This is a genomic window from Thiorhodococcus mannitoliphagus (assembly GCF_010915725.1).
Lineage (GTDB): Bacteria > Pseudomonadota > Gammaproteobacteria > Chromatiales > Chromatiaceae > Thiorhodococcus > Thiorhodococcus mannitoliphagus.
The window spans coordinates 1-15,781 of the sequence record NZ_JAAIJR010000122.1; the positions used below are offsets into that span (position 1 = coordinate 1).

15 protein-coding genes are annotated in these 15,781 nt (G+C 61.7%); 6 read left to right on the forward strand and 9 right to left on the reverse strand.

Annotated elements, in window-relative coordinates:
- Positions 1-175 precede the first annotated feature (175 nt).
- The 3 genes from G3480_RS20950 to G3480_RS20960 all read right to left on the reverse strand — a co-directional run bounded on the left by G3480_RS20950 (position 176) and on the right by G3480_RS20960 (position 2,284).
- Positions 176-859, reverse strand: coding sequence for a hypothetical protein (locus G3480_RS20950; RefSeq protein WP_164655838.1), 684 nt, complete (start codon positions 857-859; stop codon positions 176-178).
- A gap of 18 nt (positions 860-877) precedes the next feature.
- Positions 878-1,324, reverse strand: a complete 447-nt coding sequence (locus G3480_RS20955) for a hypothetical protein (protein ID WP_164655839.1) — start codon at positions 1,322-1,324, stop codon at positions 878-880.
- A gap of 171 nt (positions 1,325-1,495) precedes the next feature.
- Positions 1,496-2,284 carry a lytic transglycosylase domain-containing protein gene (locus G3480_RS20960; protein WP_164655840.1) on the reverse strand — a complete coding sequence of 263 codons (789 nt, stop codon included), beginning with the start codon at positions 2,282-2,284 and terminating at the stop codon, positions 1,496-1,498.
- Positions 2,285-2,426: 142 nt separating this feature from the next.
- On the opposite strand from G3480_RS20960, the gene nth reads away from it, so the two are divergent.
- The 5 genes from nth (at position 2,427) to G3480_RS20985 (ending at position 7,603) form a co-directional block, all read left to right on the forward strand.
- On the forward strand, positions 2,427-3,071 hold the full coding sequence (gene nth, locus G3480_RS20965; RefSeq protein ID WP_164655841.1) for an endonuclease III: 645 nt from the start codon (positions 2,427-2,429) through the stop codon (positions 3,069-3,071).
- 105 nt (positions 3,072-3,176) lie between these two features.
- The gene (locus tag G3480_RS20970) at positions 3,177-3,602 is read left to right on the forward strand and encodes a DUF1841 family protein (protein WP_164655842.1); all 426 of its coding nucleotides are present in this window, start codon (positions 3,177-3,179) and stop codon (positions 3,600-3,602) included.
- A 748-nt stretch (positions 3,603-4,350) separates the two neighbouring features.
- Positions 4,351-4,782, forward strand: coding sequence for a host attachment protein (locus G3480_RS20975; protein ID WP_164655843.1), 432 nt, complete (start codon positions 4,351-4,353; stop codon positions 4,780-4,782).
- A 497-nt stretch (positions 4,783-5,279) separates the two neighbouring features.
- Complete coding sequence (sthA, locus tag G3480_RS20980; RefSeq protein ID WP_164655844.1) at positions 5,280-6,677, forward strand: Si-specific NAD(P)(+) transhydrogenase; 1,398 nt, start codon at positions 5,280-5,282, stop codon at positions 6,675-6,677.
- 281 nt (positions 6,678-6,958) lie between these two features.
- On the forward strand, positions 6,959-7,603 hold the full coding sequence (locus G3480_RS20985) for a hypothetical protein (protein WP_164655845.1): 645 nt from the start codon (positions 6,959-6,961) through the stop codon (positions 7,601-7,603).
- Positions 7,604-7,926: 323 nt separating this feature from the next.
- On the opposite strand, the gene gshA is transcribed toward G3480_RS20985, so the two are convergent.
- The 6 genes from gshA to rluD form a co-directional block, all read right to left on the reverse strand.
- Positions 7,927-9,525, reverse strand: coding sequence for a glutamate--cysteine ligase (gene gshA / locus G3480_RS20990; protein ID WP_164655846.1), 1,599 nt, complete (start codon positions 9,523-9,525; stop codon positions 7,927-7,929).
- Positions 9,526-9,527: 2 nt separating this feature from the next.
- Complete coding sequence (locus G3480_RS20995; RefSeq protein WP_164655847.1) at positions 9,528-11,627, reverse strand: carboxy terminal-processing peptidase; 2,100 nt, start codon at positions 11,625-11,627, stop codon at positions 9,528-9,530.
- A 189-nt stretch (positions 11,628-11,816) separates the two neighbouring features.
- The gene (gene def, locus G3480_RS21000; protein ID WP_164655848.1) at positions 11,817-12,320 is read right to left on the reverse strand and encodes a peptide deformylase; all 504 of its coding nucleotides are present in this window, start codon (positions 12,318-12,320) and stop codon (positions 11,817-11,819) included.
- Positions 12,321-12,323: 3 nt separating this feature from the next.
- A complete protein-coding gene (locus G3480_RS21005) occupies positions 12,324-12,845 on the reverse strand; it encodes a glycine cleavage system transcriptional repressor (protein ID WP_164655849.1) in 522 nt (173 codons plus the stop codon).
- Between the two features lie 39 nt (positions 12,846-12,884).
- Positions 12,885-13,616: a peptidoglycan editing factor PgeF gene (gene pgeF / locus G3480_RS21010; protein WP_206171829.1), complete on the reverse strand. Its 732-nt coding sequence runs from the start codon at positions 13,614-13,616 to the stop codon at positions 12,885-12,887.
- Positions 13,597-14,577 carry a 23S rRNA pseudouridine(1911/1915/1917) synthase RluD gene (rluD, locus tag G3480_RS21015; protein ID WP_164655851.1) on the reverse strand — a complete coding sequence of 327 codons (981 nt, stop codon included), beginning with the start codon at positions 14,575-14,577 and terminating at the stop codon, positions 13,597-13,599. Before rluD ends, pgeF begins: the two co-directional genes overlap by 20 nt.
- Before the next feature lie 153 nt (positions 14,578-14,730).
- Between rluD and G3480_RS21020 the strand changes: the two genes are divergently transcribed.
- Positions 14,731-15,558, forward strand: a complete 828-nt coding sequence (locus tag G3480_RS21020) for an outer membrane protein assembly factor BamD (RefSeq protein WP_164655852.1) — start codon at positions 14,731-14,733, stop codon at positions 15,556-15,558.
- Positions 15,559-15,781 lie beyond the last annotated feature (223 nt).

Genomic DNA, 15,781 nt, shown 5'->3' on the forward strand with positions numbered 1-15,781 from the left:
TAATAGGTCTTCACAATGCGGCGCCTCGTTGCTGGTCCTGGGGGCTCGCGCCGCGCCCGCTGGCTGTCGCTGGGAAGGAGCCCGGAGGGCGAGTGGACAGCGACAGCCAGCGGGCGCAAGGGCCAGGACGATCATGCCCCCATCCTCACACACATCCTCCCAGGGGAGGCGACTTCTATCCTGACACTGGGGGCCAAGGTTGCTGTACCAATCGCCACAGCAGATAGGCTGCGGCCGCGAAACATCCGGCGCCGGCGGTCGTAAGCGTCTGCTCGACCCAGTGCATCCAAAGCGTTGCTGGTGCAGCGATCGCGATGGGCGGCAAGGCGAAGACGAACAGGAGATTGAGTCCGAAGAGTGAGGCGGCGACTCTGCTGCGAAGGTGCAGCGAGGCGCGAATCAGCTGGACGCTCGCGACCAGATTGCCGAGGCTCGTGAAGACCAAGAGCGGCATGAACCAGCCGCGCGGAATGGACAGCACCCACTCGCGCACCCCCACGGCGGCAATCAGCACAAGCAAGGTGACGGATGCCGCCAACCAGCCAAGCCGTGGCAATTGTCCGCGCACGCGGTCCAAGATGCCCCATGCAGCGACGGCAATCAGGGTGAATCCCGGCGCCATGAGCGGAAAGAGCAGCGCCGCAAGCCACCCGATATCCTGCCCCGTCAGGGCAGCAATGAGCTTCCAGAGCGCCTTCGCCAAGCCACCCGAAACCACCAGGACCCCGCCGAGCAACATCATTGGATAGTGCGCGCGCTCTATCACGCGAGCGAGTGAGGCTAGCAGCCACACTGCCAAGCCCGTGAGGACAACAGGGGCAAAATCGTAGAGGGCGAGCGCGACTGAGAAGTCAGGCATCTGAGCCTTCTGCCGCGACTAGAGTTCGATGAGATCAGCGATCGACTTGTAGAAGAACTCCAACCATGCCTCTGAGTTCGGGAAATCCATCGCCAGCGGCCGCTGTCCGTGCGTATCGCGAACACAGGAGTACACGGGTTGGGTTCCTGGCTTGATCAGGACCTCGAATTGGAGGAATCCGTGCGGCACGGCGATCTTGAGACCGATCGGAGCCTCAGCGGGACCGATCATATTGACGAGGAGGCCGGCCACCCGGTCATCGCGGCGGTCGAAGTCGTAGGGCCAGATCTGACGCATCACGGCGATGCGGACGAACTCGTTCTCGACATCCTTAAAGGCATGGATCAAGGGCGCCGCAAGCTCGGCACAGGAGGCGAAGATCTCCCGTTTCTGAACGATGGAGTCCTCTGCGCTGAGGACACTTTCCTGCGCGATCTCCCGCAATTTCTGAAGCGTATGGTTCATGTGTCTGGTTTACCGGTCGCCTCGGGCTCTCACTCTTTACTCTCGTAGCATTCTCGATCAGAAAGCGGCAACCCCCCCGCCCGATCGACCTTGGCATTGATACTCTACTATAGCGCTTTTGGCGACGGCACCATCGGCTCGCGATCATGATCTTGACAGCCGTCACAGCTCTCAGCGGGCAGACTTGGCGTCCAACTCAAACATTGGCTGACTCTCGGGTCCAGCCTCGTGGAGTGATGGGTTCAAGAAGCGAACGCCCAAGGTCGGCTTGACCTTCAGAGACAGCAGTGACGGGTCCAGAAACTTCTTCATCAAGCGACGCGCCTGCCCCTTGCTGCTCACGCGTCTGAGCGTATAGACCTGATTGAGGGCCGCCTGCGTCGGAGCCTTTCCGCCATAGCTGCGATAATTCTTGATGACCGCCTCCGTGTAGTTGAGAGTCTCGCGGTAAGTCACGCGGCTGTTCGTGCGGTCCACCACTCCCTCGCCAGCGTTGTAGGCCATGATCACGCGACCGTAGTCGTTCCCGTACTTTCTGAGCAGCCGCTTGAGATGCCGTGTCCCCGTGCGCAAGTTGGTTTCCGCGTCGAACAAGGCTTGCACCGAGCCGACCCCGTAATCTGCGGCTGTCGCCGGCATCAGCTGCATTAGACCGACCGCCCCTGCACGTGAGACAGCGTGTGCATTGTAATTCGACTCGGCAGCGACGATGGCGCGAATCAACGCCTCTTCCACTCCGTACCGCCGCGCAACGCCCTTGATCAAGGTCTTGACCCGGGCACGGCTCGGCTTGGCCCGGCTGGGCGGCGTTGGAAACTTTGGGCTTGCCGCCGGGGCCTCAGCGCCGCCCCCAGCGGCTGCGCCTGCTTGGGACTTGCCTCCAGACTGAGACGGATCGGTCGTCGCCCAAGCGGCCGGCACGAGCAGCAGCAACGCGAGCATCCTGACCAGACTTTTCATGGGCACCTGTCGGAAGCGGAATGGTTTCGGGAAGGTCTATCCGAGGATCCGGCTGCATCGGCGGACGTTTGACATCAAGCATCTGCTCGACTGCGCATAGGACGTGCCACATCAGACGACAGTCTCAAATACAATGCAAGCGATGAACGCTGAAAAACGCCGTCAAATCTTCGGAAGACTCCGAGACGCCAACCCCAGCCCCACCACAGAGCTGGTTTATCGAACCCCGTTCGAGCTGCTTATCGCGGTCATCCTCTCTGCCCAGGCAACCGACAAGAGCGTGAACAAGGCCACCGCCGGACTCTTTGCCGCCGCAAGCACGCCCGAGGCAATCTTGGCGCTTGGCGAAGACGGCCTCAAGACGCATGTCCGGACGATCGGGCTCTTCAACAGCAAGGCAAAGAACATCATGAAGACCTGCGCGATGCTGGTTTCGGAGCATGACGGGGAGGTACCCAGGAACCGCCAAGCGCTCGAAGCCTTGCCGGGCGTTGGCCGCAAGACCGCGAACGTGATTCTGAATACGGCGTTTGGCGAGCCGACCATCGCCGTCGATACCCATATCTTTCGCGTCGCCAATCGCACCCGCTTGGCCCCAGGCGCCACGCCCCTCGCGGTCGAGCAGAAACTCCTCCGACATGTGCCCAAAGAATTCCGCAAAGACGCGCACCATTGGCTCATTCTGCATGGCCGCTACGTCTGCATCGCCCGCAAACCACGCTGTGAGTCTTGTCTCATCTCGGACCTTTGCGAGCATCCGGACAAGCTGTCGGCGAGTCCTGGCTGACCCGCATCAGCCAGAGAGACGCCCTCGGGCGCACGCATGACCCCATTGGCCGTCCACCGAAAGCCGCGCACCCAAGACCCAAAGATTCCGAGAGACCAAGCTCCTATGCTCGCCACAAATCGAGAGACTCATCGCCGCATCTTCATCGAGGCATGGCGTAAAGCCACCGATGGCCAACCGCTGGAGCCCGTCGAGGCTCAGATCGTCAGCGTGATCCGCCAGCATCCTGAATACCAGTCAATGCTAGAAACCGGCGAGCAGATCCTCGACAAGGATTTCATCACCGAGGCGGGGCATGCCAACCCCTTCTTCCACATGGGACTGCACATCGCCGTACATGAACAGCTCAGCATCGACCGTCCGCAGGGAATACGAGCCGCCTTCCAGGACCTCTGCAGCCGTTGCCCGGACACACACGCGGTCGAGCATCGAATGATGGAATGCTTGGCCCAAGCCCTCTGGACCAGCCAGCAAGGTCCACAAGATTTCGATGAAGTCGCGTATCTTGAGTGCATTCGCATGAGGGCCTAGCTTTAGCCCAATGGGGTGAAGGATCGGGCACCGCAAAATCGCTCCAGAACAAAGCTTTACGCCGTCTGCCGGTGGCTAGCGGCTTTTTCTAGAATCATCAAGCGAGCCGATGAGCAAGCAAAGACATCCCTCTCATCGCTAAGCCGATCGAGTCTGGCGCTATGCCGCTGGAAGAAACCGACTCAGCCGACTTCGTTGGCCGGGACGCATCTTCATGACACGCCTGTTACACTTGATTCGAGGGAACTGCTGAATACAGCGATGTCGCGCGAGACATCCAAAGCGAGGCCGCGGCCTTGCTGGTTTCCAGCTGGTCGGCAGCTGCCTGGCTCAACCTTGAGGCAAGAGCCAGATTGGCATTGAATCAGCGAATCATTGGCTCAGAGGCTGTCTGACAAACCTCAAGGGGCGACTTTAGTCGCCCTTGGCACTGGGGGGAGGGCGAATGAATTCGCCCCTACAGCTCGAGCGATTGCAATATTCAGACAGCCTCTCAGATCTCAGATCCCGGCTCGAAACGGCGGTTGTCGGGCTGCTTCATCCCCAGACGTCTGAGGTGCCCGAGAACGGAGCGGAGTTCAAGCGATCGCCCTAAGCACGCCCATCCTAAGCCCAACAAGCTCTCGCGCTTCACTGGGTTGCTTGTTGTCAGCGAAGACCCGATGCAGTTCTGAGTAAGAACGCCGAATCGAGCCTCACCGCCTGGACACCCGATGCCCGGGCACAACCCACGAGGAAGGTAAGTCTTATGCCGACTTGGATCCTGGTTGCAGACAACAGCCGCGCCCGAATCTTCACCGCCGAGAAGGCTGCGGGTCCCTTAACTGAAGTCAGCTCCATGGCCTTTCCTGAAGGCAGGCTCCACTCAGGCGATCTCATCAGCGACAAAGGCGGCCGCGGCCAAACACCAGCTGCGGGGGCTCATGGGGTCAACGGTGAAGACGACCACAAGCAGGAGAATGCGGACCGTTTCGCCAGCCTCCTCTGCGAGGACCTCGAATCAGCGCGCAACGAAGGCCGTTTCAGCAAGCTCTACGTCGTCGCCTCGCCAGCACTGCTCGGTCTCTTGCGCAAGCACCAATCAGCGTCACTGAAACAGCTGATCGCTGGCGAGTTGGACAAGAACCTGACAACCCAGCCCCCTGAGACGATTCGCAAACACCTCCCCGACTTTCTCTAGTCGCGCCACCTGGGCGCTGATGAGATGCCAGGACCGCATCTCATCAGCCCAAGCACCTGCCATCACGGCTCCGCCAGCGCGAAATCGTCTGAGGTTGGTCACTCCCCAGGCCCTCAGCCCTCAGCTTGCCCCTTTGCGTTGGCGGCAAAGTCCAGCCGCTCGCCGGCGGATCGATTTGTGTCGCCGCCCCTCAACACCTCTCGGTTTCCCGAAATCAACCGGAACAGCCGCTCCAAGCCTGCGTCGCCAGGCCATCCTGGCCTGGTTTGCCAGGGCTGGAAGCCCTGGCTACACAAAACCGATAGGTGGTGAGGTCGCCGCCCCTCGACGACAAGGGCTGTTCGGCATTCGTGGTACCCTGTGCGGTGCCGAGGACAACCGCCCGAGACGCCCTCCCCTGCTTCTCAGGATTCCGTGCAGCGGGGTCGCGCAGTCTGTGATCAAGTCCGAGCGGAACCGACGCGCACGATTTGCAGCAGCGACGAGAGAAAGCACCGATGACCGCACGCGAATTCGACAGCATTGTCATTGGAACAGGACCCGGCGGCGAGGGCGCGGCCATGAAGCTCGCCAAGGCAGGCCAGCGTATCGCGGTCATTGAGGCGCACGATGCGGTCGGCGGAGGCTGCACGCACTGGGGCACCATCCCCAGCAAGGCCCTGCGTCACTCCATCCAAATGCTCGCGGACTACCGCCGCAATCCGCTCTTCCAGCACACACAGCACCAAATCGATGTCGAGTTTCCGGATTTGCTCAGGGCCGCCGACGGCGTCATCAACGAGCAGGTGCGAACACGCTATCGCTACTACCAACGCAACCGCGTCGAAGTCATCTTCGGCCGAGCGCATTTCATGGCGCCCAATGTCATCGAGGTGAGGCGTCCGGGCGGGCTCTCCGAGGAGTTGCACGCCAAGTCTTTCGTCATCGCCACGGGCTCACGCCCTTACCACCCCCCGGACATCGATTTCAGCCATCAAGGCATCCGCGACAGCGACTCCGTGCTTGCCCTGCAGCACACCCCGCGCTCGCTGACCATCTATGGCGCCGGCGTGATCGGCTGCGAATATGCCTCGATCCTCGGTGCGCTCGACGTCAAGGTCAATCTGGTCAACACCAGGGACCGCCTCCTGTCCTTCTTGGATGACGAGATCACAGACGCCCTGAGCTACCATCTGCGTCAACAAGGGGTCGTCATCCGCAACAACGAGACCTGTGAGCGCGTCGAGGCCGACGACAAGGGGGTCGTGCTGCACTGCAAATCCGGCAAGAAGTTCAGAACGGACGTGCTGCTCTGGGCCAACGGCCGCACCGGCAATACGCAAGACATGGGTTTGGAAGACATCGGACTCGCCCCGAACGCGCGCGGACAGCTGGACGTGAACGCCAGCTATCAGACCGCCTTGCCGCACATCTACGCCGTCGGCGATGTGGCAGGTCCACCGGCACTCGCGAGCGCAAGCTATGATCAAGGCCGCTTCGTCGGCGCCCATATTGCCGACGGTGCCTGCGACTGGTCGCTCGTCGACGAGTTTCCCACCGGCATCTACACGGTGCCTGAGATCAGCTCCATCGGCCGCACGGAGCGCGAGCTGACGGCCAATCACATTCCATACGAAGTCGCGCAGGCCGATTTCAAAAGCATCGCACGCGCCCAGATCACCGGGCACACTGTTGGCATGCTCAAGCTCCTATTCCACCGGGACACGCTGGAGATTCTAGGCATCCACTGCTTCGGCGAGCAGGCCGCTGAGATCGTCCATATCGGCCAAGCCATCATGTCGCAGCAAGGCGAGGCCAATAATCTGCGCTACTTCACCGAGACCACCTTCAACTACCCCACCATGGCCGAGGCTTACCGCGTCGCAGCGCTCAATGGCCTGAATCGGCTTTTCTGAGGTCGGGAAGCACCACCAGCGCCCAGAGCGGCCGACCAGGACCAAAACCGCCCGAAGCGGCGAATCGCCTATTGCTATTTCATCATTTTCTTATATACTCATCTCCTAATTGGCTGGCAGCACACTGCTGGGAGCCATTGATACACGCCGTCTCGACCAAGTGACCCATTTGGCATCCGCAGACGCGTGCCGCAGGAATAACAGAAAGCACAGCGGATGGTGCAAGGCTTATTGCTCGGCCTCTCTCAATCCACTTCGAAAAACGACTTTAGGTGTGTTTCATGTCAAAGATGATCCAAGCGGCTTCGGCCATCGCCTTCGCAGCAGCAACCACCTCGGCCTTTGCCTGGTATGCGGCACCTTATCAGCCGCCCATTCCGACCCAAGAGCAGCAGCAAGCCATGGTCGAACAGCAGCAGGCCTTTATGGAGCAGCAGAGCAAGGCCATGCAGGAGGCCTTCGAGGCCCAGAAGAAGGCCGCTGAAGCGCAGATGGCAAGGCTTCAGGAGATGCAGGGTCAGTATCCGGCAGCGCCAGGTTTCGAGACGCGCCCCTTCCCGGCAGCCCCCGCGATTCCGGAAATGCCCCCGGTCCCGGCGCTGGGTGAGTATCCGGCCATGCCAGAGATGCCGGCGTTCCCTGAGTTCGGACAATTTCCGGCGGCTCCGGCAATGCCCGAGATGGCCTTCCCTGCCATGCCCAGCTCGATCGAAGAACGCATGAAGGAGATGGACGCCTATCGCGCCGACTCCCGCAAGCGGATGGAAGAGCGCCGCGCGGCAGTCAAGGCAATGAACGAGCAGCGCCGCGCCATGCGAGGCAATCGTCCTTTCCCCCAACCGTCCTACGGCATGGCACCTGGCATGACGTCGGCCCCGCAGCAGCAGGCGGCGGCCCCTCAGGATAAGAAGACCAGCACCGAGTAAGCGCGCACAGCGGGTGGATGTACCGCCCGCCCCAACGCCGACCTCACCGGCTCCAACCGCCTCTGCGATTGGGGCCGTTTCTTTATGCGCAATTAGCGCTTTCGCGCGGAATGCCCCTTAGAAGCTGTTTGCAAAGCGCTGGCTTCTCGGAGCACCGTCCTGAGGCGGGGTCGTCGCGGCGGGGCGCCGCTCCCACGGAGTATCACGCGGGGTCGTCGCGACGGGGCGCCGCTCCCACGAAGTATCACGAAAGCGCCTTCAAAGAACCTCTGATGCTCTGCGCGTCCTTTGCACCCTTGCGGTGCAAATCATCGGACCCAGGCTCAAAGGAAAGCAGGACGCTCCGACTGTGCGAAGTAGGCCTGCAGGAAATCATCGAAAGGCTGGTCGTCAGCGCGTTCGATCTCACGCTGACGCTCGACAGAGACCCGGGCCCAGCGATCGAAATCCTCGACGACCGCAGCATCTAGGACTTGACGCTTGAAGTGCTCCCGGTGCTCGCACGAGCGGCGCCTCGCCATCGCGAAGAAGCCCTCACCGCGTTCGCGCATCTCGCTCAGCATCATGGCCGACGGCGTCATGTCCGGATCCCTAACCTTTTCCAACTGCTGACGCAGGCTGTCTAGATACGGACCTTCCGAGGCGCCATCCAGCAGCGCGGCCACGGCCTGCATGTCGCCAAGAACCTCCTCTGCCCAGACCTTCAACTGGACCGCAGACCTGTCCCGCGCCAGCTTCAGTCCTGGTTCGCGGCCGCGGTGCGCCGTCAACACCTCATTCTCGTCGATATCGCGGCGCTCACGGCTACCAATGCGCGGACTCTCTTGAAGCAAACAATGGAGCATCAGGGTTTCGAGAAAGTACAGCTGCTCCAAGCCCACGCCAACTGGCTCAAACAGATTCACGTCCAGCGAGCGCAGCTCCACATAGCCAATGCCGCGCCGACGTAGGGCAACCGTGGGCTTTTCCATCCACTGGGTAATCTGCTTCGGCCGAACCGTACTGTAGTACTCGTTCTCGATCTGCAGGACGTTGGCATTCAGTTGCTCGTAGCGGTCACCGATCTTCACACCAATGCTCTCGTACTGGGGGCAAGGTGTCTCGATGGCCCAGGTTAGGCTGCGAACATAGGCGTCCAGGCTATCGTAGCTGGCCTTCATGCCAGTGCCTTCTTCCTGCTTATTCTGATAGCCGATATCGCCCATGCGCAGCGACGTCGCATAGGGATAGTAGAGGGTCGTGGCGTCGAATCGATCCAGATCTGTCTCCTGCCCTTGTACGAAGCTCGCACAGACGGCGGGTGACGCTCCAAAGAGATAGGGCACCAGCCAGCCGAGCCGCTGCAGGTTGCGGATCATGCCCATCTGAGACTCGGCGTTAAAGCGAGCGGAATCCTCGTCTGGGGATAGCCTGTCCTGATAGAGCGCCCAGAAGGCATCGGCAAAGGAGAAATTGAAGTGCACCCCGGCAATGACCTGCATGGTGCGTCCGTAGCGATTCCCCAGTCCACGCCGATAGGCCGTCTTCATGGTGGCCGCGTTGGAGCTGCCGTAGTAGGCCAGGGGAATCCGCGCGCCACCTTCGAGGACGCATGGCATGCTCGTCGCCCACAGCAGCTCGTCGCCCAGGTGGCGGTAGACATGGGTGTGGACATGCTGCAGAAAATCGATCACCGCACCGGGGGCGCTCAGCGCTGGCGTGATCAGCTCGAGCAGGGCTTCGGAGAAGTCGGTGGTGATGTAGGGGTGCGTCAGAGCGGACCCCAGGGCTGCGGGGTGAGGCGACTCGGCAATTCGCCCCTCACAGGACACACGCAGCCCTTCCTTCTCGAGCCCAATCCGGTTGTCTTTGAGCGCATCCGTCGCGCCCGCACGCTCGAGCCGCGCAACGCGCTGCTCGAGACTCGCTGCAAGAAACGTCAAGCTCAGTCCCTCATGACCGCACGAGGGCTGTTACCGCGCTCCGACTGGATGGCGTCCACGAGGATGCTGGCCGCCTCCTCCACCTCAATGCGAGCAATGGCGTCGCGCTGCGCGTCCAAGGCATCTTCATCGACCTGATCGGCATCCTCGTCGATCGGCGTCATGCCCTTGGAACGCAGAAAAAGCTCACGCTCCGCCTTGAAGGTGCGGTCCCGCTGCTCCTCCTTGGCACGCCGCTCACGCTCGCGCAGTGACACCTGCTTCTGCTCATCGACATCACGCATCAGCTTGCTGCGCTCCTCGAGCATCTTGAAGCCGAGATTACCCGCGATCCGCTGATCCGACTTCATTTTCAAGACGTCGAAGGTCACGGCGCCGGTCTTCTGGAACTTTGCCGGATCGATACGTGTCCAGGGCAGCGCGTTGTCGAGCGAGCGCTCACCGTGCTCGGTCATGTAGTTCGCGCTGGGGAAGCTGATATCTGGCTCAACGCCACGCAACTGGGTGCTCCCGCCGCTGATGCGGAAAAACTCGGCCATGGTCAAGCGCAGGCGGCCGAGATCGTCATGGTCACCAGGCACATAGCGATTGAGGTCGATCAATGTCTGAACCGTGCCCTTACCGAAGGTGGGCTCGCCAATGATGAGGCCACGGCCATAGTCCTGAATGGCCGCGGCGAAGATCTCCGATGCCGAGGCACTCTCACGGTCAACCAGCACGGCGAGCGGCCCCGTGTAGGCGACCCCTGGATCCGTATCCGCTTCCACATCGACCTTGCCGAAGGCGTCCTTCACCTGGACCACGGGTCCCTTGTCGATGAAGAGTCCGGTCAGCGAGGTCGCTTCCGCCAGCGAGCCGCCGCCATTGCCGCGCAGATCGATCACGATGCCGTTGACGCCGCTCATGACGAGGTCGTTGATGAGCTTGCGCACGTCCCGGGTGGTACTGCGAAAGTCCCGGTCTCCCGCGCCCTCGGCATCGAAATCGCGGTAAAAGGCGGGGATCTCGATGACACCGACCTTCATGCCGGGTCCGTTCTTGAGATCGTCGACCACATAGCTCTTGGCGGCCTGATCTTCCAGCTTGATCTCGTTGCGCACGAGCGAGATCTCGCGTGCGTGCCCGGTCGAACCGGACGTCTTGGGCATGATCTGCAAACGCACGACAGAGCCCTTGGGTCCGCGAATCTTCTCGACAACGTCCTCGAGACGCCAGCCGACGACATCCTCCATCGAGCCGTCAAGCCCCTGCGCGACACCGACGATCTGATCTCCCGCATGGATCTGCCCCGACTCTCGCGCCGGTCCGCCCGGGACCGTGCTCTGCACCACGGTGTATTCGTTGTCCGCCCTCAGCACGGCGCCGATGCCCTCGAGCGAGAGCTTCATGCTGATGTCGAAATTTTCCGAGGTGCTCGGGGACATATAGCTGGTGTGCGGCTCGATCGACCCGGTATAGGCGTTGATGAACGCCTGGAAGACGTCTGCGCCATTGAACTGGTGGATGCGTCGGGCCAGACCTTCGTAGCGCTTGCGCAGGCGGTCGCGGATCTCTTCGTCTGACTTGTCGGCTAGCCGCAAGGTGAGAAAGTCATTCTTGACGCGCTTGCGCCAGCGGTCGTCCAGCTCCGAGCTATCCTTGGCCCAGCTCGCCTCCGAGGCGTCGAAGGTGAAGGTCTCGGCGACATCGAAGTTGAAGCGGCCATCGAGGAGCTTGAGCGCATAGGCGACACGCTCGTCTACGCGCATGCGGTAGACGCGAAAAACGTCGAAGGCGATATCGAGTTCGCCGCGGCGCAGGCTCTCGTCCAAATTGCGCGCACCGGTCTCAAAGCGGTCCACGTCGCGCGCGAGGAAGAACGACCGATTTGGATCCAGCTCTTCCAGGTATTTCTCCAAGACCTGCTTGGCGAAGGACCGATTGAGCGCGACCTTGCGGTAGTGGTATCGCTCGAGCACCTTGTTGATGACGATCGCGGCCTTGGTCTGACCAGGGCTCGGAAAGAGCTCTGACAGGGGAATCGCGTGCGGCTTGGCAAGGGCCGTGACCGTGACCAGCGTCAGCAAGATGGCCAGCTGGAATTGGTGCAGGCGCTGTCTCATGGGTATCACTCTATGTTTTCGATGCTCGTCCATTGAGAGACAAAGACTTTTGGCAGTGGTTTCCGTCCATCGGACGAATGGGCCCGACCGCTTGGGGCGTTTCTCCTGGGTCGCTGCTTTAGGTTATCGGACCCGCGAGGCCGCCACCCAAGAGGTTGGCAGGGATTGTCACAAAAAATGGGCCTGCTTTCAGGACTTGTAAACCTTGCGACGATAGAGATCTGTGCGGCGGCTCACGACACGGTCGACGAACAAGAGGCCGTCGAGGTGGTCGATCTCATGCTGAGCGGCACGCGCCTCGAAGCCTTCCATCGCGTACTCATGCAGGCCGCCCTCGGCATCATGGGCCTTTAACCGAATCTGCGTCGCCCGAATCACGTTGCCCGTGTAGTCAGGAACCGACAGACAGCCCTCCCTGCCCATGGCATAGCCTTCCCAATGGACGATCTCTGGGTTGATGAGAACCAGATAGCCGTTATTCGGCGTCTTGGGGCGGGTCGAGACATCAAGGATCACGATCCGTTGGAACCGGCCCACCTGAGGCGCCGCGATCCCGACGGCAGCCGGACCCGCTTGGCGGGTCTCCTCGAGGTCGGCGATGAAATCACGCAGATCCTGCCCGAAGGATTCGACAGGCTCGGAGACCTGCTTCAGACGCTCATCTGGGAGCTTGAGTATCTCGAGAATTGCCATGGATCAGCCGATGAGCACATCGACGGGCGATACATCCACGGAAACGTCGCGCTCGCGCAAAGGCGCCAGCGCGGCATCCAGGGATTCCAGCGTGTCCCCGCAATAGCCCTGAATACTCATGATGTAGACGGGCCGATCGAGTTCGCCCGCCACGTCCGATTCCAGCTCCAGGATATTGAATCCCCGCGAGGCCAGAATCTCGGTCACGTCCGCCACGATACCTGCACGATCGGCACCCACCACGCGCACCTGGTAATTGGGTACCAGATGATGGTGCAGGCCGCCGTGCGAGGGGTCGAGGTGAATCCTCAGATCCATCTCCTCGGCGACCGGGGCCAGCGCGGCAAGCAAGGCCTCGTCAGGCTGCTCACCGCTCACCATCATCATGATGGTGAAGTTGCCGCCCAAGCGGATCATCGAGGCCTCGCCCAGATTGCAGCCCAGCTCACAAATGACCCGTGTCACGCGTGACACGATCCCTGGGCGGTCGGCCCCGACCAGGGTCAAAAGATTCCACTCAGACATGCTCTGTCATCTCGCTTAGCCGTCTCACTATTGGCCGTCTCATTGTGGTGAGATCCAGATCAGACTCGCCATGCGTCCGGTCACACCCTCGCGACGGTAGGAAAAAAAACGCTCCGACTGCGCATAAGTACAGTCCCCGCCACCGTAGACGCGGCCAATACCCAAGCGCTTGAGCCGCAGGCGCGCCAGCTCGAAGATATCGGCTAGCCAGCGCGTGCCGCTGGATCGAAACGCCGCGGCCGCAGTGGGATCCGCAGCGAGAAACTGGTCGCGCACCTCCGCGCCCACCTCAAAGGCATCCGGGCCAATCGCGGGGCCAAGCCAAACCAAGAGCTGCTCGGGTTCGGCGGCCATGGCCGCCACGGCACTCTCGATCACCCCATTGACCAAGCCGCGCCAGCCGGCGTGAACAGCAGCCACCTCAGTGCCGCGCTCATCGCAAAGCAACACCGGTAGGCAATCCGCCGTCATCACGACGCAAACCTCGCCAGGTGTCGCGGCAATGCTGCCGTCCGCCGCCTTGTCAGACACCTCGACGCCCGGTCTTAGGATGTCACATCCATGGACCTGGCGCAGCCAGGCCGGACGGCCCGGCAGATCGAGATAGGCCGCTAGGCGCTCACGATTCCGCGCGACCCGAGCCGGGTCATCGCCAACATGGTCACCGAGGTTCAGGCTGGCATAGGGCCCTGCGCTGACCCCGCCCACCCGCGTCGTCGAACAGGCCCGCACACGCGCCGGCGCCGGCCAATCAGGGGTGAGGATCTGCATGTCCGACATCGCTCCTAAGAAGGTCGAGCAGTGCGTCTAGGTCCCGCGCCATCGGTACCTGCCAACTCATCGCCTCTCCGCTCTGCGGATGGATCAGCCCCAGCCGAATCGCATGCAGTGCCTGACGCGGAAACTGCTGCAGCGCGGATCGAAGCTGCGGCGAGCAGCCTTGAGGGGGCCGAGGTCGGCCACCATAAAGGGGATCGCCAACCAGCGCATGCCTGATGTGCGCCATGTGCACACGAATCTGATGTGTTCGACCTGTCTCGAGTTCGACGGACAAGAGGCTGTGACTCGCGAAGGATTCGAGAATCCGATAGTGCGTTACAGCCTCGCGGCCATTGCGAACGACCGCCATCTTGACCCGCTGTGTTGGGTGCCGCCCAATGGGCGCATCCACGCTGCCGCCAGCCACGAGATGCCCCTGCACCAGTGCGCGGTACTCGCGGTGCACTGCGCGGGCCTGCAGCTGGTTGACCAGCGAATTGTGCGCCTGCAGCGTCTTGGCGACCACGAGCAGACCGCTCGTGTCCTTGTCGAGCCGATGCACGATGCCGGCGCGCGGAACTGCCGCGAGTGCAGGTTCATGATGCAGCAGCGCATTCTGCAGCGTCCCATCGGGATTCCCAGCTGCGGGATGGACGACCAGGCCCGCCGGCTTGTCGACGACCAGAAGCTGCTCGTCCTCGTAGACGAGGTTGAGTGCGATCGCTTGGGCCAGACAATCGCCTTGGGCTTCGAGTTCAGCCTGCACGCGAACCGATTCGCCACCCCAGACCTTGTCGCGGCTGCGGCGCGGACCATCGTCGACCAGGATCTGTCCCGCGTCGATCCACTGCTGGAGCCGACTGCGCGAAAACTCGGGCATCAGGGTCGCGAGCGCTTGATCGAGCCGACGGCCGGCCAGGGTCGAATCGATCTGCAAATGCCGCTGCACCCGATCTCTTGGTAGTCTGTTCATCGGCGCGAGCAAAGCCCTGTGCCAATCTCTGTCATCATGGCCTCCGTGACTCCTCAGCGCTGAACCGCGTGAGCCACAGCTCGTTCAGGCTGCACCCTCGCGCTCTGACCTTCGGGTATACTGCCCGTGATTTGAACCGGATACTGACTCGACATGCGACGAACGTTATCACGATTGCCAGTGCTGCTGCTCGTTGCCGCGCTCGCTGGCTGCGGGGTCTTCGGCAAGGAGATCGACCCAACCGAAGGCTGGAGCGCGTCGAAGCTCTACTCAGAGGCAGCCGCCGAGCTGGACTCGAACAATTACAAGCGCGCGGTCGAACTCTTTGAAAAACTCGAGGCGCGCTACCCCTTCGGCCGCTATGCCATGCAAGCGCAGCTCGACGTCGCCTATGCGCAATACAAGGCGGATGAGCCGGAGGACGCCATCGCGGCCGCGGATCGCTTCATCAAGCTCTACCCGCAAAATCCCTACGTGGACTACGCCTACTACCTCAAGGGCATCGTCAACTACAACCGCAGCGTCGGCTTCTTGGATCGCTTCATCCCGACCGACGCCTCGCAACGCGACCCAGGCTCGGCCTTAGACGCCTTCAACGACTTCTCCATCCTCGTCGAGCGCTTTCCGAACAGCAAATATGCCCAGGACGCACGGCAGCGCATGGTCTATCTGCGCAGCAATCTGGCCCAGAACGAGGTCAATGTCGCGCGCTACTACATGAAGCGTGGAGCCTATCTCGCCGCAGCCAACCGGGCCAACTACGTGATCGAGCACTACCAGCGAACCAGTGCTGTCGACGACGCATTGGAAGTGCTGGTCGATGCCTACAAAGCCCTGGACAAGGACGGGCTAGCCGCAGATGCGCAGCGCGTGCTTGATGTCAATCGGCAAGCCGGCCGCTTCATCGCAGATGAGCCGCAGCCGGAAGATGTCGATGTTGCCCGCAAGATCTGGGACTATCTCAAGCTCGACGAAAACTAGCGGCACGCTGCTCAACCACAGCGCGCACTGCAGGCAGCCAGACCCCAAGCCAGATTGGACGCGATGCGATTGATTCCAGACATGGAATCAATCGGCCTCGATCATCGTTTGGTCCCAGCGCACGACCGGTGGGAGCGGGCGCCCCCCCCCCCCCGCCCGCGCGGGCCGGGGGGGGGCCCCGCCCCCCGGCGGGTGGGGGTTAGGGTATACGGGGGGGCCACAA